This is a genomic window from Leisingera sp. M658 (assembly GCF_025144145.1).
GTDB lineage: Bacteria > Pseudomonadota > Alphaproteobacteria > Rhodobacterales > Rhodobacteraceae > Leisingera.
The window spans coordinates 1,967,542-1,983,322 of record NZ_CP083546.1 but is presented as its reverse complement, the minus strand read 5'-3'; the positions used below and the strand labels follow the sequence as shown (position 1 = coordinate 1,983,322).

At 58.4% G+C, this 15,781-nt stretch carries 16 protein-coding genes and 1 tRNA gene; 13 read left to right on the top strand and 4 right to left on the bottom strand.

The window, feature by feature from the left end; genetic code table 11:
• Window positions 1-18: 18 nt before the first annotated feature.
• The 9 genes from K3724_RS09905 (at window position 19) to K3724_RS09865 (ending at window position 7,603) form a co-directional block, all read left to right on the top strand.
• Window positions 19-1,062, top strand: coding sequence for a cysteine desulfurase family protein (locus K3724_RS09905; RefSeq protein ID WP_259992277.1), 1,044 nt, complete (start codon window positions 19-21; stop codon window positions 1,060-1,062).
• Between the two features lie 15 nt (window positions 1,063-1,077).
• On the top strand, window positions 1,078-2,601 hold the full coding sequence (gene sufB / locus K3724_RS09900; RefSeq protein ID WP_259992274.1) for a Fe-S cluster assembly protein SufB: 1,524 nt from the start codon (window positions 1,078-1,080) through the stop codon (window positions 2,599-2,601).
• A gap of 30 nt (window positions 2,602-2,631) precedes the next feature.
• Window positions 2,632-2,901, top strand: a complete 270-nt coding sequence (locus K3724_RS09895) for a hypothetical protein (RefSeq protein WP_259992272.1) — start codon at window positions 2,632-2,634, stop codon at window positions 2,899-2,901.
• Window positions 2,898-3,212 carry a heavy metal-binding domain-containing protein gene (locus tag K3724_RS09890; protein WP_259992270.1) on the top strand — a complete coding sequence of 105 codons (315 nt, stop codon included), beginning with the start codon at window positions 2,898-2,900 and terminating at the stop codon, window positions 3,210-3,212. Before K3724_RS09895 ends, K3724_RS09890 begins: the two co-directional genes overlap by 4 nt.
• Window positions 3,213-3,287: 75 nt before the next feature.
• Window positions 3,288-4,043: a Fe-S cluster assembly ATPase SufC gene (gene sufC, locus K3724_RS09885; RefSeq protein WP_259992268.1), complete on the top strand. Its 756-nt coding sequence runs from the start codon at window positions 3,288-3,290 to the stop codon at window positions 4,041-4,043.
• Window positions 4,044-5,324, top strand: a complete 1,281-nt coding sequence (locus tag K3724_RS09880) for a SufD family Fe-S cluster assembly protein (RefSeq protein ID WP_259992266.1) — start codon at window positions 4,044-4,046, stop codon at window positions 5,322-5,324.
• Window positions 5,324-5,806, top strand: coding sequence for a YIP1 family protein (locus K3724_RS09875; RefSeq protein WP_259992264.1), 483 nt, complete (start codon window positions 5,324-5,326; stop codon window positions 5,804-5,806). Before K3724_RS09880 ends, K3724_RS09875 begins: the two co-directional genes overlap by 1 nt.
• Complete coding sequence (locus tag K3724_RS09870; protein WP_259992262.1) at window positions 5,806-6,390, top strand: YIP1 family protein; 585 nt, start codon at window positions 5,806-5,808, stop codon at window positions 6,388-6,390. The genes K3724_RS09875 and K3724_RS09870 overlap by 1 nt, the downstream gene beginning before the upstream one ends.
• Complete coding sequence (locus tag K3724_RS09865; protein WP_259992260.1) at window positions 6,383-7,603, top strand: cysteine desulfurase; 1,221 nt, start codon at window positions 6,383-6,385, stop codon at window positions 7,601-7,603. The genes K3724_RS09870 and K3724_RS09865 overlap by 8 nt, the downstream gene beginning before the upstream one ends.
• A 117-nt stretch (window positions 7,604-7,720) precedes the next feature.
• Here K3724_RS09865 and K3724_RS09860 read toward each other — a convergent pair whose 3' ends face one another.
• Complete coding sequence (locus tag K3724_RS09860) at window positions 7,721-8,311, bottom strand: HD domain-containing protein (protein ID WP_259992258.1); 591 nt, start codon at window positions 8,309-8,311, stop codon at window positions 7,721-7,723.
• A 3-nt stretch (window positions 8,312-8,314) separates the two neighbouring features.
• Entirely contained in the window at window positions 8,315-9,448 is a 1,134-nt protein-coding gene (locus K3724_RS09855; protein WP_259992256.1) for a gamma-butyrobetaine dioxygenase, read from the bottom strand.
• A gap of 98 nt (window positions 9,449-9,546) precedes the next feature.
• On the opposite strand from K3724_RS09855, the gene K3724_RS09850 reads away from it, so the two are divergent.
• Both K3724_RS09850 and K3724_RS09845 read left to right on the top strand, forming a co-directional pair.
• Window positions 9,547-10,416 (top strand): LysR family transcriptional regulator, encoded by an 870-nt coding sequence (locus K3724_RS09850; protein ID WP_259992254.1) that lies wholly within the window; start codon window positions 9,547-9,549, stop codon window positions 10,414-10,416.
• Window positions 10,417-10,630: 214 nt separating this feature from the next.
• On the top strand, window positions 10,631-11,740 hold the full coding sequence (locus K3724_RS09845) for a hypothetical protein (protein WP_259992252.1): 1,110 nt from the start codon (window positions 10,631-10,633) through the stop codon (window positions 11,738-11,740).
• A gap of 97 nt (window positions 11,741-11,837) precedes the next feature.
• On the opposite strand, the gene K3724_RS09840 is transcribed toward K3724_RS09845, so the two are convergent.
• Both K3724_RS09840 and K3724_RS09835 read right to left on the bottom strand, forming a co-directional pair.
• A tRNA-Arg gene (locus tag K3724_RS09840) sits at window positions 11,838-11,914 on the bottom strand.
• Window positions 11,915-12,082: 168 nt separating this feature from the next.
• Window positions 12,083-12,652: a DUF882 domain-containing protein gene (locus tag K3724_RS09835; protein WP_129370849.1), complete on the bottom strand. Its 570-nt coding sequence runs from the start codon at window positions 12,650-12,652 to the stop codon at window positions 12,083-12,085.
• A gap of 348 nt (window positions 12,653-13,000) precedes the next feature.
• On the opposite strand from K3724_RS09835, the gene K3724_RS09830 reads away from it, so the two are divergent.
• Both K3724_RS09830 and lpxD read left to right on the top strand, forming a co-directional pair.
• Window positions 13,001-14,629: a murein L,D-transpeptidase gene (locus K3724_RS09830; protein WP_259992250.1), complete on the top strand. Its 1,629-nt coding sequence runs from the start codon at window positions 13,001-13,003 to the stop codon at window positions 14,627-14,629.
• A 39-nt stretch (window positions 14,630-14,668) separates the two neighbouring features.
• Entirely contained in the window at window positions 14,669-15,742 is a 1,074-nt protein-coding gene (lpxD, locus tag K3724_RS09825) for a UDP-3-O-(3-hydroxymyristoyl)glucosamine N-acyltransferase (protein ID WP_259992247.1), read from the top strand.
• Window positions 15,743-15,781 lie beyond the last annotated feature (39 nt).

Here is a 15,781-nt window from a genome sequence, read left to right as displayed (position 1 = left end):
CCGTAAAAAGATGACTCTATGACACGCGTTTATCTTGACCATAATGCCACCGCCCTCCTGCGCCCCGAGGCGCGGGCGGCAATGATTGAGGCAATGGACATTTGCGGCAACCCGTCGTCGGTGCATGCCGAAGGCCGCGCTGCCAAGGCGTTGGTTGAGAAGGCACGGGCGCAGGTCGCAACCGCTTTTGGTGCTGATGGGGCGGATATCGTGTTCACCTCTGGATCCACGGAAGGCGCATCGCTGGCATTGGCGGGCCGCGGGCTGCATGGCGCCCCGGTGGAACATGATGCAGTGCGTGCTTGGACGGTGGAAGATCTTGAGGTAAGTGCCTACGGGACGGTCAGGGTTACTGATCCAGCATCCTGCACAGTGCAATTGGCCAATTCCGAAACTGGCATTGTTCAGCACTTTCCGGACGGGCTGGCGGTGACTGATGCGACCCAGGCTTTTGGTAAATTGCCGGTGGCGTTCAACTGGCTGGGCGCGCAAATGGCGCTGATTTCTGCGCATAAACTGGGCGGCCCCAAGGGCATTGGCGCGGTTGTGATGAAGCGCGGCACCGATCTGCCGGCTCAAATCAAGGGCGGCGGACAGGAAATGGGACGCCGCTCTGGCACCGAAAATGTCATTGGAATCGCGGGTTTCGGCGCCGCAGCTGAAGCCGCGGCAAAAGATCTGGCAAATGGTATCTGGGACAGGGTTGCAGAACTTAGAAATATTCTAGAAAAGACGCTTGTGTCTGGCGCAAGCCATACTATTTTTGTCGGGAAGGATCAGAGGCGGCTGCCGAACACCCTGTGTTTTGCGACGCCGGGCTGGAAGGGCGAAACCCAGGTCATGCAGATGGATCTGGCGGGATTTGCCATCAGCGCGGGCAGCGCCTGTTCCAGCGGCAAGGTGCGCGCCAGCGCGGTGCTGACCGCAATGGGATATGACGAGGCAACGGCGCAAGGCGCAATCCGCGTGTCGCTGGGGCCGGAAACAACAGAAGAAGACGTGCTGCGCTTTGCCGATGCGTGGCTGTTAAAAGAAAAGAAACATCGCGCCCACGCGGCGTGAATGAGGAGAAGACAAATGGCCGCTTTGGACCAGACCCAAGTCAAGGATGGTGTTGACCAGGAAACCGTGGACGCAGTCCGCGAGGTTGGCGGTGCTTACAAATACGGTTGGGAAACCGATATCGAGATGGAATACGCTCCCAAGGGGCTGACCACGGATATTGTCCGGCTGATTTCGGAAAAGAACGAAGAGCCGGAATGGATGCTGAACTGGCGGCTGGAAGCCTATGAGCGCTGGCTGACCAAGGAAGAACCCGACTGGGCGATGGTGGATTATCCGGAAATCGATTTCCAGGATCAGTATTATTATGCCCGCCCCAAGTCGATGGAAGTGAAGCCCAAGTCTCTGGATGAGGTCGATCCCAAGCTGCTGGCGACCTATGAAAAGCTTGGTATCCCGCTGAAAGAACAGATGATTCTGGCCGGCGTCGAGGGCGCAGAAAATGCGCCCGCCGAGGGCCGCAAGGTCGCCGTAGACGCTGTGTTCGATTCCGTGTCCGTCGGCACCACCTTCCAGAAAGAGCTGAAGGAAGCGGGCGTCATCTTCTGCTCGATCTCCGAAGCCATCCGCGAGCATCCTGAGCTGGTCAAAAAATACCTCGGCACCGTGGTTCCGGTTTCTGACAACTTCTATGCCACGCTGAACTCGGCGGTATTCTCGGACGGCTCGTTTGTCTATGTGCCGCCGGGCGTACGCTGCCCGATGGAACTGTCGACCTATTTCCGCATCAATGCGGAAAACACCGGCCAGTTCGAACGCACGCTGATCATCGCCGATAAAGGCAGCTATGTCAGCTACTTGGAAGGCTGTACAGCCCCGGCGCGCGATATCGCCCAGCTGCACGCCGCGGTGGTGGAAATCATCATCGAAGAAGACGCCGAGGTGAAATACTCCACCGTCCAGAACTGGTATCCGGGCGATGAAAACGGCAAGGGCGGCATCTACAACTTTGTGACCAAACGCGCCGACTGCCGCGGCGACCGCGCCAAGGTGATGTGGACCCAGGTGGAAACCGGCTCCGCCGTGACCTGGAAATACCCCTCCTGCATCCTGCGCGGCAATGAAAGCCAGGGCGAGTTCTACTCGATCGCCATCGCCAACAACATGCAGCAGGCCGATACCGGCACCAAGATGGTGCACCTTGGCAAAAACACCAAATCGCGTATCGTGTCCAAGGGGATCAGCGCCGGTAAGGCGCAAAACACCTATCGCGGCCTGGTGTCGATGCACCCCAAAGCCAAGGACAGCCGCAATTACACCCAGTGCGACTCGCTGTTGATCGGCGGCAACTGCGGCGCCCACACGGTTCCCTATATCGAGGTCAAGAACAACTCCTCGCGCGTGGAGCATGAGGCGACCACTTCCAAGGTGGACGACGATCAGCTGTTCTACTGCCGCCAGCGCGGCATGGACGAGGAAGAGGCAGTGGCCCTGGTGGTCAACGGCTTCTGCAAGGACGTTTTGCAGGCGCTGCCGATGGAGTTTGCCATGGAAGCACAGCAGCTGGTTGCGATCTCGCTGGAAGGCTCGGTAGGGTAAATTATGCAGAACGGGGGCGACGCAAGTCAGATGGAACGACTGAATGTTGCGCCTGGTGTCTGGGCCAATGTTGACAAAGGTAACGCAGGAATTCTGAAGACTGGGGCACTATTTGCTTTTCTAGTTGGGGTTTCCGGCGGGTTCTGCGTCATGTCACTGATTGAGCCAAAAGACGCAGACGCTGCTTGGATCATGTTTTGCGTTGGATATGGTGGATTTGGCGCGTTGGGCATGATGGTTGGCCTTGTGACCGGGGCAATTCGAGCGGGTCGGCGGATCAACACTGGAGTTTCAAGATGATCATCACAACCACACCAAGCGTCGAAGGCTATCAGATCGCCGAATACAAAGGCATCGTGGTGGGCGAGGCGATCATGGGCGCCAATGTGGTGCGCGATGTCTTTGCCTCGATCACCGACATCGTCGGCGGCCGCTCCGGCGCTTATGAAAGCAAGCTGCAGGATGCCCGCGAAACCGCACTGGCCGAACTGGAAGACCGCGCACGGGACAAGGGCGCCAATGCCGTTGTCGGCGTGGATCTGGATTACGAAGTGGTCGGGCAATCCATGCTGATGGTCTCGGCCAGTGGCACCGCAGTGGTGCTGGGATAAAAATGCAACGGCTCCAGCTGGGGCCATGGAATATCGCGGGCTGTATGCCCGCAAGACATGTGAGACGAGGAAAAAATGCTCGAAATCAAAAACCTGCACGTCAAACTTGAAGACGAAGACAAGCAGATCCTGAAAGGCGTCGACCTGAAAGTCGAAGCTGGCAAAGTACACGCCATCATGGGGCCGAATGGTTCGGGCAAATCCACTCTGTCTTATGTGCTGTCCGGCCGCGACGGTTATGAGGTCACCGACGGTTCTGCCGAGCTGGAAGGCGCAGACATCCTGGAAATGGAGCCGGAAGAACGCGCTGCAGCCGGCATGTTCCTGGCGTTCCAGTACCCGGTGGAAATCCCTGGTGTGGGCAACATGACCTTCCTGCGCACCGCGGTGAACGCACAGCGCAAAGCCCGTGGCGAGGACGAGCTGTCGGCCTCCGACTTCCTGAAAATCATCCGCGCCAAGGCGAAGACGCTGAAGATCGACGCCGACATGCTGAAGCGCCCGGTCAACGTCGGCTTCTCCGGCGGTGAGAAGAAGCGCAACGAGATCCTGCAGATGGCGATGCTGGAGCCGAAGCTTTGCATCCTGGACGAGACCGACTCCGGCCTTGACGTCGACGCGATGAAGCTGGTGGCCGAAGGCGTGAACGCGCTGCGTGACGAGGGCCGCGGCTTCCTGGTGATCACCCACTATCAGCGCCTGCTGGACCACATCAAACCGGACGTGGTGCACATTCTGGCAAGCGGCCGTATCGTCAAGACCGGCGGCCCAGAGCTGGCGCTGGAAGTTGAGAACAACGGCTATGCCGGCATCCTGGCAGAGGAGGTGTAAATGGCCCTGCCGGAAGTAAAGCAAAGCGCAACCGAGGCGCGGCTGTCCGCGCTGACCCTGCCGGAAAGCGGCTGCCTGAAGGCGGCCCGGCAGGCAGCGCTGTCGCGGGTCCAGACTATGGGCCTGCCCAGCCGCCGTGATGAGTACTGGAAATACACCCGTCCCGAAACTCTGGTGAAGGCTGAGGTTCTCAATGCCGCAGTTTTCGCTGCGGAGGAAACACCGATGTTCAGCGCTTTTGAGCGGCTGAACATTGTATTTGTCGATGGCGTTTTTGACGCTGAAGCCTCGGATGATTTGTCGCTGGAAGGTTTGACCATCGACCGGATCGAGGATATCTGCTGCAAAGATATCCATTGGGCCAAGGATTTGTACGGTGTTCTTGAAGCACGTGGCCAAACCCCGGTGGAACGCCCGCTGGCGGCGCTGAACACCGCTTTTGCCACCGATGGCGTGGCGATCCGGGTGACCGGCAAGGTCTCCAAACCGATCAACTTCACTTATGTGCACTCGGATGAGAGTTCCGACGCGATCCTGCATCACGTGGTTCGCGTGGAAACTGGCGCCGAGGTAACGATCCTGGAAAACGGCCCGGCGGCCTCGCGCTTTAACAAATGCATGGAGATCGACATTGCCGATGGCGGCAAGCTGCATCTGGTGCGGGCGCAGGGCCGGGACCACGAGCGCCGCGCGGCAACGCATCTGTTCACCCGTCTTGGCACCGAGTCTGTGTTCAAATCGTTCACCCTGACCGTGAACGGCGTGCTGACCCGCAACGAGGCGGTGATTGAGCTGACCGGCGACGATGCGGTTGCGCATATTGCGGGCGCTTGTGTCGGCGATGGCGACTTTCACCACGATGACACCGTATTCATCACCCATGACGCGGTGAACTGCGAAAGCCGTCAAGTGTTCAAGAAGGTGCTGCGCAACGGGGCCACTGGTGTTTTTCAGGGCAAGATCCTGGTTAAAGAAGGCGCGCAAAAGACTGACGGATATCAGATTTCCCAATCCTTGCTGCTGGACGGCGACAGCCAGTTCCTGGCTAAGCCGGAACTGGAAATCTACGCTGATGACGTCGCCTGCTCGCATGGCTCCACCTCTGGCGCGATCGACGAGGAAGGCCTGTTCTACCTGCGCTCGCGCGGGGTTCCCCATGCCGAGGCGACCGATCTGATGACGCTGGCCTTTCTGGCCGAAGCGGTGGAAGAGATCGAGGACGCGGAGATCGCGGCCGACATCGTTTCCCGCCTCGAAGGCTGGCTGGCCCGGCGCCGCTGATGTCCGTCACCACGGATATCCCGGCGACCTATAAGGGGCCGCGCAAGGTGTTTGCGCGGCTTCTGGACATGGGCGTGCGCGAAGACCGGCTGCTGATTTTCCTGCTCAGCGGCTGTGTGCTGACCTTTGTGGCGCAGATGCCGAGGCTGGCGCGCGAGGCGCATCTGTCGGGTCAGGAGCTGAATATGCTGCTGGGCGGGTCATTGCTGGGCATCGTGTTCATCGCGCCGCTGGTCCTGTACGTGCTGGCCCTGGCCGCGCATTGGATTGCCCGCGCGGCAGGCGGAAAGGGCGAGGCCTACTGCGCCCGGCTGGCGCTGTTCTGGGCTTTTCTGGCAGCCAGCCCGCTGATTCTGCTGAACGGGCTTGTCGCCGGTTTCATCGGGTCTGGTCCCGCCTTGAACCTGGTGGGGGCACTGTGGTGTGCGGTCTTTCTGTGGTTCTGGGTGTCCGGCATGATCCAAGGGTATTGGGCAAAGTAATGAACGCACTGGCCGCCTTTGCCCTGCTGACGGTGAAATCGCCGCGGGATGCTGCGCATCAAGTCCTGGCTCAGGAGTGGCCGCGCGAGGCGCTATGGACAGGCTTTCTGCTGTCAGTGGTGCTGAACACTTGCGTCTATACGTTACAGCAAGTGCTGTTTCCGCTGCCGCCTGAGGTTCTGATACCGCGGTTTGCGCCGGGCGCTTATTTTGCGGTTATACTGCTGCTGCAAATCAGCTTTATCGCCATGCTTGCAACCACCGGCCGATGGCTGGGCGGTCAGGGAAACCTGGCGGGGCTGCTTGCACTGGTGACCTGGCTGCAATTGCTGCAAGCAGGCCTTAACGCGGCTGTTGTTGCGATGCTGCTGGTTATGCCGGCCCTGGCTGCCCTGCTGAATATAGCGGCGAACATCATGGTGTTCTTTATCCTCTTGCACTTCGTCAATGCGGCGCACAAGTTCGGCTCTGTCTGGCGGTCGCTTGGGGTTGTCATGATGGCCAGCATGATCCTGGTGTTTGCCCTTCTGTTTATCGTGGGTCTGATCGGCCCAGCCAATCTGGGACTTCCCGAAAATGTATGACGTGGAAAAAATCCGTGCCGACTTTCCGATCCTTGCGCGGGAGGTGAACGGCAAGCCGCTGACCTACCTCGACAACGGTGCGTCCGCCCAGAAGCCGCAGGTGGTGATTGACGCGGTAACACGTGCCTATTCCGAGGAATATTCCAACGTTCACCGAGGCTTGCACTTCCTTTCTAATCTAGCGACCGAGAAGTACGAAGCCGTACGCGGTATTATCTCCCGCTTCCTGAATGCAGGGGATGAAAACACCATCGTGCTGAATTCAGGCACCACCGAGGGCATCAATCTGGTCGCCTATGGCTGGGCCATGCCGCGGTTTGAAGCGGGGGATGAAATCATCCTGTCGGTTATGGAACATCATGCAAACATCGTGCCCTGGCACTTCCTGCGTGAACGCCAGGGCGTGGTGCTGAAATGGGTCGACGTGGCAGATGACGGCAGCCTGGATCCGCAAAAGGTGATCGACGCGATCACCCCCAAGACCAAACTGGTTGCAGTCACGCAATGCTCAAACGTGCTGGGCACTGTGGTGGACGTGAAGGCCATCACCAAAGGCGCCCATGCCAAGGGTGTGCCGGTACTGGTTGATGGCTCGCAAGGGGCGGTCCACATGCCGGTCGACGTGCAGGACATCGGTTGCGACTTCTACGCGATTACCGGTCACAAGCTGTACGGCCCCTCCGGCTCGGGCGCGATATATATCAAGCCTGAACGCATGGCTGAGATGCGTCCGTTCATCGGCGGCGGCGACATGATCAAGGAAGTTTCCAAGGAGCAGATCATCTACAATGATCCTCCAATGAAGTTCGAGGCCGGCACGCCGGGCATCGTTCAGACCATCGGCTTTGGCGTAGCGCTGGAATACATGATGGATCTCGGCATGGACAATATCGCCAGGCACGAGGGCGGGCTGCGCGATTATGCAATGCAACGTCTGACCGGTCTGAATTGGGTGAATGTGCAGGGGCAAGCTGTTGGTAAAGCTGCGATTTTCAGTTTCACCATGGAGGGTGCCGCACATCCTCATGATGTCTCTACCATCCTCGACAAAAAAGGTGTGGCGGTGCGTGCGGGCCATCATTGCGCCGGACCGCTGATGGATCATTTGGGCGTGTCTGCCACATGCCGTGCCTCTTTTGGCCTTTACAACACCAAGGAAGAAGTCGACACGCTGATCGACGCGCTGGAATTGGCACACGAGTTGTTTGTCTGACGAGCTGCCACTGACCCACGAAAACGGCGCCCTACGGGCGCCGTTTTGTGTTTCAGAACTGAGGCAGCTGGAAACGGGAGTTTTCAACTTGTCCCGGCAGCTTCACTTTGCGAAAGTTCAAGCATTCATGTGTTTGTCGACCATTCGCTGTACCATCGGCGCAAAGTGCCAGTAATCAGGCGTTTCCATGTCCGCGCGTTTACCAGCCTCATCCAGATAGCGCACGGCGATGATCTGCTTGAGGTTTGGGTTCTTCTCCATCTCGGTCACTTCTTCTGCATTCATCGGCCCGCCTTGCAGGTTCAACGAATGCACGGAAGCCTCTGATAAACGCTTGAAATACTCGGGCTTGGTGGCGCAGAGGTAGCGCTTTGCCGCCACATGGTACCGCACGCAGTCGGTGATCACAGAAGGGAAGAACTGTTCCAGCACCTCGGCGCCGGCCTCTTCGTGAAACCGGTCTTCGGTGTCATCCATGGAGAAAGTGCCGAACTCGCTGGTGAAATGGCCGATATCGTGGAGAAGTGCTCCTACGATAATCTCTTCCGGCTGACCGTTTGCTTCGGCAATGGTGGCGCCTTGCAGCATATGCTCGGTCATGGTGACCGGCTCGCCTAGGTATTCCTCGTCGCCGCGGCGGTCAAAGATATCGCCGATGAAGGCGACAATGTTGTCCTGGGTCAGCATAGAGAACTCCGGCTTGCTCATGACTTAGCCCTCGATCTGTGCGTTCAGTACATTGAGGGTCGACAGCAGCCCATCCTTGTCAGCGTAGCAGCCCTGCAGCCAGCGCGAACCGGAACCGGAATACCCCAGACGTGCATGCATCACCCGGGTGTTGTCGACGATAAAGCTCTCTCCCGGCTCCAGCTTAAAGGATACCCCCATGTCCGGATCGTCAATGAATTCGCCCAACCGCCGGTAGGCCGCGTAATAGGCCTCCATCTTCTCAAAGGGCACGTCCACAAAAGGCGCCGACGACCGGTTGTTGAAGCGCATGCCGATCATCTCGCCATCAGGCGCGAGTTCAATCATCGGGCGGCACGAGCGCAGATGCACGCCGTCGGAGCCTTTGTATTCGAACCGGGCCGGGTAGCCGGCCAGCAGCGCAAAACCTGCCGGGTCTTCTTCGCGCAGCCGTTCCGCCGCACGGAACCCGTCCACCACGATGCTGTCGCCGCCTTCAGCAGAATTTTCCAGGCAATACAGGATCTGCAAGCTTGGCACCGGATCGCGGTAGGGGTTATCGGTATGCGCCTGCAGCCCCAGGCCGGTATAAGCAAGGTTGGTCGGGTTCACCTCGGTGCGGACTTCAAAGAAGCGTCCATAGTTGGTTTCACGCACAAAACCGAACATCTCTGCACAGTCAATCAGCGCGCCTTCCTTGACGGGGCCGTTCACCAGCTTGGCAAAACCGAGACGGGCAATCGCATCCAGCCAGTCGCGCTTGACCTTGGGGTCAGACTGCACGTCGTTCCAGTCAAAGGCGGGCGCCGGCTGGCTGCTGTTCCAGGTCTGAATGCCCGGCGCAACGCGGCCAAACTTAGTATCTTTGTCAATGTCATAGGCGTGTGAGTTCAACCATGTTCCGGGGAAGGTCACAGTCTTGCCTTCCGGAGCAAAGGTCACTGTCAGGGCGCCGTCTTCCACCAATGCGGTGCTGATCCTGGTGTCCGCGGGTATGTCGCCGATGGTGATCAGGCGCTGGCCGTTGCCCGGTGCGCGGGTTTCAGGATCCAGCGCATTGTCGCGCAGCCAGATCGCGTGAAAACGGCTCTGTTGGCCGTCTTCAAAAGTCAAAGTCAGAAAACTGCCGGATGTGTCAGCGGTTACGGAACGGGGCATGGGATCTCTCCGGTTGGCTTGGTTCTCCCTTGCGCTAATACCGAGGCTGAGACATCAAGAGAACGACGGAAATCGGGGTTTGAGGGTTAGGTTTTCTAATGCCTAAGAAAGCGACCAAACAGGGCTTGCCGCCGCTCGACTGGCTGAAGGTGTTTGAAGCAGCTGGTCGGCTTGGCAGTTTCACAGCTGCGGCGGAGGAATTCGGCGCCACACAGGCTGCGGTCAGCCAGCGGATCCGAAACCTGGAATCCTGGCTGGGGCGGCAGTTGTTTATTCGCTCAGCACGCGGTGTGACGCTGACAGTGGATGGCGAAAGTTACCTGCCGCTGATCCATGATACTCTGCTCGCTCTGGAACAAGGCACCGAAAATCTCTTTGGCCAAAGTGCCCGGGAGCTGAGGGTTGCGGCATTGCCATCGCATCTGGAGATGCTTTTGCTGCCGCGGCTAAGCTTGTTTTCAAAGACTTACCCGGACCTGCGCCTGGTTACGGAAACCGTTCCTAAGCGACTGGAGTTCGAGGCGGCCGACGGGGCTTTGCATATCCGCTACGGACGCGGAGGCTGGCAGGGGCGCGACGGGGTCTTGCTGGCAAATGAAGTGCTGCAGCCAATGACAGCACCTGGAAAAGCGGCCGGGTGGCGGCAGCTACCGGTCATAGAATTGCGCGGAGAACGGCCGGGCTGGGCGGAGTGGGCCAGAGTGACGGGCGAAACGGAACCTGATGCCGGTCCAGTGTCTGTAGATTCCATGGCGCATGCCTTGCGGGCTGCCCGGTTGGGAATGGGTGTTGTTTTGGGATCCAAAGCTTTGGCTGCAAATCTCTTGCAAACGGGGCAATTGGAATGCGCGCCTGCGCCGGAACTGGCTATAATTGAAGGCTATTGGCTGACCTGGCCGCCAAGCCTTGGCAAATCGCCGCGGCAAAGAGCCCTGCTGGAGGCCTTTAGCCAGGCACTTCGGCGGTAGGGACCAAAGCTGTGAAATTTTACCCGTGCAAACAACGGGGCATCTGAGGGCGCTTGAGGCACTGTTGTCAGCGTGCGGGGAAGCAAAGCCGCTGAATTGGAACATAACCTACGGCTGCAGGCATTTTTGAGAAATCCTGAACTGGCGGTAGAAAGTCTGGGCCAACGCCATAGTTTCTCTCTTGCCGGTTATAGGCACAGCGGAGGGTATTCTAATGCGTGTAACAAAATATGCAGCGGTGGTGAGTCTGGTTGCCGCAGCATTTTTACCCGGTTTTGGGCATTCCTCTCCCGATGTGACACAGGTTCAAGCACGGTTCCGAGCGTTGGAGGCGCTCTACTTCCTGCCGTTGGGGGCATTCCCTGCAAGAGAGCTTCATACGATTTATCCTGGCGATCTGATTGATGTAGACAGAGGCACAAGGATTCTGGGGGCCGGCAGCAATAAGAAAAACACATGTTATCCTGCGCTTTCGATTAAAGGTCCCCATGACAGTAAGGAGGCAGGGTTCTTGGGGACAATGAGCGCTGAACTGCTTGTCGGAGGATCAGGCGGCGCCGGGCCAGGGGGGCTCATAACAATTGACGCTGCTGGGCGTTTTGCGATGTCTAAACTCGCCAAATTCGACGTCGAACGCTTGACCCAAATGGATCCGTCTGCCGGAGAAAGCGTATTGTATTATCCTGAAGCCAATCCGGAATGCAGCCCGTATGCTGACGTCCTGGCGTATGATTTCCGTGGGCGGGCGATAATCTCAAGGGTTTTCAGAGGCCGGGAAGTGCTGGTCGCGGGCATCTCTCTAAATGCAGGGGTCTCTGGCTCCATTGAAAAGTCCGAACTTTTATCGGTTCTTGAAGCCGCTACGGGCATTAGCGCTCTCCCCATAGATTCCGTGACAGTTTCGGCTGATGGGCGAAACGCCGGTTTCAACGTGATTTCAAAGCCTGGAAAGGGACACCTCGCCCTGGGATATTTGCCGCTGCATCTGAACAAGCGCCAAGTTGCCGCGGTGCATTATTCCCTGCAAGGCCAGCGCGGCACAGAGCTTAGAAGATTGGTCAACGCGGCGCTGAACACACCCGAACCGGGGATATTTGAAGATATCGTTCAAGAAATCCGAACGCTCTTTGGGGGTGAGCTGGACGATGAAGCTTGGGCCAGCAGGTTTCTTTCAGCTCCGCCGGAACTTGCCGGGGATTTCATGCAACCGGCTGAAGAGGTGTTGAAAGCGTTTGGCGAAGAAGCGCCAGGCTATCTTCGCAGCCTCGCGTTTTACGCGGCGGCGGCTGAGCTATCCAGCGCAGTTAGCGATTTTCAGGAGTAAGGCACAGGAGGCATGGATGATGAACATTTCAGCACATTATTCGAAACAAGTGCTGGCAGCCTGGATGGGCGGGTCTAGGTGGAATTTCAGGGAGATTTGGCGCACCTGAGAGGATTCGAACCTCTGGCCTCTGCCTTCGGAGGGCAGCGCTCTATCCAGCTGAGCTACAGGTGCGTCGTTAAAGCGGGGTATAACCGTGCTTTGCAGCCTCTGCAACGGGAAAAACCGGCTGTTTACAATTTCATGGCCAAAGCTGGAGGCGTTCCGGGCTGGCGTGTGTTCTGAAACCTAAAAAGCCCGCACTAGGCTATGCAGGCTTGCATTCTTGCAAAGGTATGGCGGTCAGCCGCGCCAGGTGCGGACAACACCGCAATCCATATGCACGAAATTCGAACGCTGGTACTTACCGACGCCGCCGGCATGGCAGGCCTCGGCGGCCTTGGCCATTTGCGACACTGACCGCGATGCCAGCCGCAGATCTGCAGCCTGGCCGCGCATATGCAGGGAGTTCTTTGCCACCCCGCGCGAGCGGCTGCGCAGCATTGCATTGGTTTTCGGGCTGCGGTAGCCGGACAGCAGCATAAAGGGCTCATTCACATCCAGCAGATTGTGCGAGGCGGCCATGATATCAATTGTGCGAAGGTCCATGTCCTTGACCTGATCCGTCCGCCAATCGCGCATGAAATGATTGACTTCCCTGACCGCGTCTTTGATGTACTGGCCGTCGATCCAGTAGACCATGTCCAACCGTTCGCCAGTGCGGCCAGAGTACATGCGGATCCGGCGGATATCACCGCCGCCTCGCAAGAAGCCTGCTGCATTGGAAAAAGTCGGGGCTGCTGCCACTGCGGTTGCAGCAAATACACCCAAAAGAGAACGCCGGGAGATCCCCGTGCCCGTGGTTTTCGCCATTTTCACTGCGCCGTCCCGTACGCTTCTAGTCCTGCCTAATCGCCCGATGTTACGGGCTCGCCAACTGTCTTAGTTAACGTGCGGCATGTATGGCACAGCCTGAATCTGGTTCCAACATTTGTTTGCCGCACTAGAACGGATAGCCCGTTTTTCGGCAATTTCTTGCGCAAAAGGGGAGGGCGATGGAACTTTTCCCCGCGACTGTTGCAACAGGGCTTCTTAGACGCGGCATAGGTGCATCAATGTTAACATTTCGCAAATGTGAATGGACAACACCGGCTGGCATTTACCAGAATTTCAGATAGGCACCGCTAAGATTAGCAAAAATCGGCTCAAGGACCGGATATTATGACGCGCGCATCCGCAGGAAACTTTTTGCCGGGGATTAAAGCAGGGCTTTTTGCCCTGGCCTTGGGCGGCCTGACCGCGGGGACTGTTTCCAGTTCAGCGCAGGCTGAAATTTCGGCGGCTTTCCGCCAAGCAGTGGCTGAAGCCGCCTCCGGCAGCGATGCCGTGGCCAAATTCTACCGAGAAAACGGATATCAGGCGATTTGGACAGGCACGGATGAGGCGTCGCGCCAGCGCCGAACCGCCCTGTTAGCGGCGTTGAACGAAACCAATGCCCATGGGCTGCCGGACCGTTCAGCCGAGGTCAGCGCGCTGCTGCAGCAAATGCGCGGCGTGCGCACCACACGTGATATCGGCACCATCGAGGCCGCGCTGAGCCAGGCACTGGTGGATTATGCGACTGACCTGCAGACTGGCCTGCTGGTGCCGTCGCGGATCGACGATGGCATGGTGCGCAAGAAACATACGGTTGACGGGACCGGCTTTCTGGAGGGCATCCGGGATCAGCAGCCTTATGCTTACATGCGCAGCCTGGTGCCGGAATCGCCGCAATACCGCGGTTTGATGCGCGAAAAACTGCGGCTGGAGCAGATCCTTGCGGCGGGCGGCTGGGGGCCGGGTGTCAACGCCAAGAAACTGGAGCCTGGTGATCAGGGCCCGGCTGTCATTGCCCTGCGGAACCGTCTGATGGCGATGGGGTATTTGCAGCGGAGCGCTGCACGCAGCTATGACGCCGCGCTGGAGCAAGCTGTGCAAAGCTTCCAATCCGATCATGGATTGGAAACCGACGGCGTGGCTGGCGCTGGCACAATCGCCGAGGTAAACAAACCTGTCTCCAACCGTTTGAAGTCCATAATCATCGCGATGGAGCGTGAACGCTGGCTGACACCGGACCGGGGTGAGCGGCACATTCTGGTCAACCAGACGGATTTCACTGCCAAAATCGTTGATAATGGTGATGTGACCTTTGAAACCCGTTCGGTAATCGGCAAGAACACGCATGACCGCCGCAGCCCGGAATTCTCCGACGAGATGGAGCATATGGTGATAAACCCGAGCTGGTATGTGCCGCGCTCGATCATCACCAAGGAGTATCTGCCAAAGCTGCAGAGCAACCCTAATGCGGTCGGCCATATCCAAATCACCGATCGGCGCGGCCGGGTGGTGAACCGAGGGTCCGCTGATTTTTCACAGTATACTGCGCGGAACTTTCCGTTCTCCATGCGGCAGCCCCCCAGCAGCCGCAACGCGCTGGGGCTGGTCAAATTCATGTTCCCGAACAAATACAACATCTATCTGCACGACACCCCGCAAAAGAGCCTGTTTGCCCGCGAAGTGCGCGCATTCTCGCATGGCTGTATCCGGCTGGCGCAACCGTTTGAATTCGCCTATGCGCTGCTGGCCAAGCAAAGCGAAAACCCGAAAGATTTCTTCCACCGCATCCTGAGCAGCGGCAAGGAAACCAAGGTGGCGCTGGACCAGAAAGTGCCGGTGCATATCATCTACCGGACCGCCGTTGTGTCCAGCAAAGGCCGCGCAGAGTTCCGCCGCGATGTCTATGGCCGCGACGCCAAGATCTGGGCGGCACTGGAACGGGCAGGGGTGGTACTGCCCGGCGTTCAAGGGTAAATAGCAGGCCCACACAGGATTATTCTGAAAGGGCCTGCCATGTTCACTATCCGCCAGATCGCTGAGTCCCTGGGAATTGAAGCCCAGGGCGACCTGGACCTGCAAATTGCAGGCGCGGCGGAGCCGCAGGATGCAAAGGCAGATCAGATCGCCATGGCCATGGCGCCGAAATATGCCGAGGGTCTTAAAGCTGGCAATGCGCAGGCCGCGGTGCTGTGGGAGGGGGCGGACTGGCAGTCATTTGGTCTGAAGGCCGCTATTTTTGCTCCGCGTCCGCGCCTGACCATGTCCGGCGTAACCGCGATTCTGGACCGGGGGCAGGGGTTTGCTGCCGGTGTTCACCCCTCTGCAGTGATCGACCCTACGGCCAAGCTGGGTGAGGATGTGTCAGTCGGGCCGCTGGCTGTCATCGGTGCCGGCGCCGAAATCGGTGCCCGCTCGGTCATCGGTCCGCATTGCTATATCGGAACAGATGTTGTGATTGGCGAAGACGCTCAATTGCGCGAAATGGTCTCGATCGGCGCCCGGGCAACCATCGGCGCCCGTTTCCGTGCCCAGCCTGGCGCACGCGTCGGCGGCGACGGATTTTCCTATGTCACCCCCGAAGTTTCCGGTGCTGAAAACGCCCGCAAGACCATGGGCGATCAGGGCGAGGCCAGGGCGCAGGCCTGGGTCCGCATCCACTCTTTGGGAGCCGTCACCATTGGTGATGACGTGGAAATCGGCTCCAATTGCACTTTGGACAACGGCACCATCCGCGACACGGTGATCGGCAATGGCAGCAAGCTCGACAATCAGGTGCATGTGGGCCACAACACCCGGGTCGGGAATGATTGCCTGCTATGCGGCCAGACCGGCATTTCCGGTTCTGTCGATGTCGGCAACAACGTGGTGCTGGGCGGCCAATGCGGTGTAGTCGACAATATTTTCATCGGCGACGGGGTGATCGCTGGCGGCGGCACCAAGATCCTGTCGAACGTGCCTGCGGGCCGGGTGATCATGGGCTATCCCAGCGTCAAGATGGAGACCCACACTGAGATGTATAAAGCACAACGCCGCCTGCCGCGTTTGATGCGTGACATCGAATTGTTAAAAAAGGCTGTTTTCAAGTAACGGCCGAATTACTACATCTGCCTCAGCCACAACGTCGGG

Excerpts from the sequence above, each read along its gene's own strand:
- K3724_RS09905 (WP_259992277.1), top strand. The coding sequence starts at position 19 with ATGACACGCGTTTATCTTGACCATAATGCCACCGCCCTCCTGCGCCCC.
- sufB (WP_259992274.1), top strand. The coding sequence starts at position 1,078 with ATGGCCGCTTTGGACCAGACCCAAGTCAAGGATGGTGTTGACCAGGAA.
- K3724_RS09895 (WP_259992272.1), top strand. The coding sequence starts at position 2,632 with ATGGAACGACTGAATGTTGCGCCTGGTGTCTGGGCCAATGTTGACAAA.
- K3724_RS09890 (WP_259992270.1), top strand. The coding sequence starts at position 2,898 with ATGATCATCACAACCACACCAAGCGTCGAAGGCTATCAGATCGCCGAA.
- sufC (WP_259992268.1), top strand. The coding sequence starts at position 3,288 with ATGCTCGAAATCAAAAACCTGCACGTCAAACTTGAAGACGAAGACAAG.
- K3724_RS09880 (WP_259992266.1), top strand. The coding sequence starts at position 4,044 with ATGGCCCTGCCGGAAGTAAAGCAAAGCGCAACCGAGGCGCGGCTGTCC.
- K3724_RS09875 (WP_259992264.1), top strand. The coding sequence starts at position 5,324 with ATGTCCGTCACCACGGATATCCCGGCGACCTATAAGGGGCCGCGCAAG.
- K3724_RS09870 (WP_259992262.1), top strand. The coding sequence starts at position 5,806 with ATGAACGCACTGGCCGCCTTTGCCCTGCTGACGGTGAAATCGCCGCGG.
- K3724_RS09865 (WP_259992260.1), top strand. The coding sequence starts at position 6,383 with ATGTATGACGTGGAAAAAATCCGTGCCGACTTTCCGATCCTTGCGCGG.
- K3724_RS09860 (WP_259992258.1), bottom strand. The coding sequence starts at position 8,311 with ATGAGCAAGCCGGAGTTCTCTATGCTGACCCAGGACAACATTGTCGCC.
- K3724_RS09855 (WP_259992256.1), bottom strand. The coding sequence starts at position 9,448 with ATGCCCCGTTCCGTAACCGCTGACACATCCGGCAGTTTTCTGACTTTG.
- K3724_RS09850 (WP_259992254.1), top strand. The coding sequence starts at position 9,547 with ATGCCTAAGAAAGCGACCAAACAGGGCTTGCCGCCGCTCGACTGGCTG.
- K3724_RS09845 (WP_259992252.1), top strand. The coding sequence starts at position 10,631 with ATGCGTGTAACAAAATATGCAGCGGTGGTGAGTCTGGTTGCCGCAGCA.
- K3724_RS09835 (WP_129370849.1), bottom strand. The coding sequence starts at position 12,652 with ATGGCGAAAACCACGGGCACGGGGATCTCCCGGCGTTCTCTTTTGGGT.
- K3724_RS09830 (WP_259992250.1), top strand. The coding sequence starts at position 13,001 with ATGACGCGCGCATCCGCAGGAAACTTTTTGCCGGGGATTAAAGCAGGG.
- lpxD (WP_259992247.1), top strand. The coding sequence starts at position 14,669 with ATGTTCACTATCCGCCAGATCGCTGAGTCCCTGGGAATTGAAGCCCAG.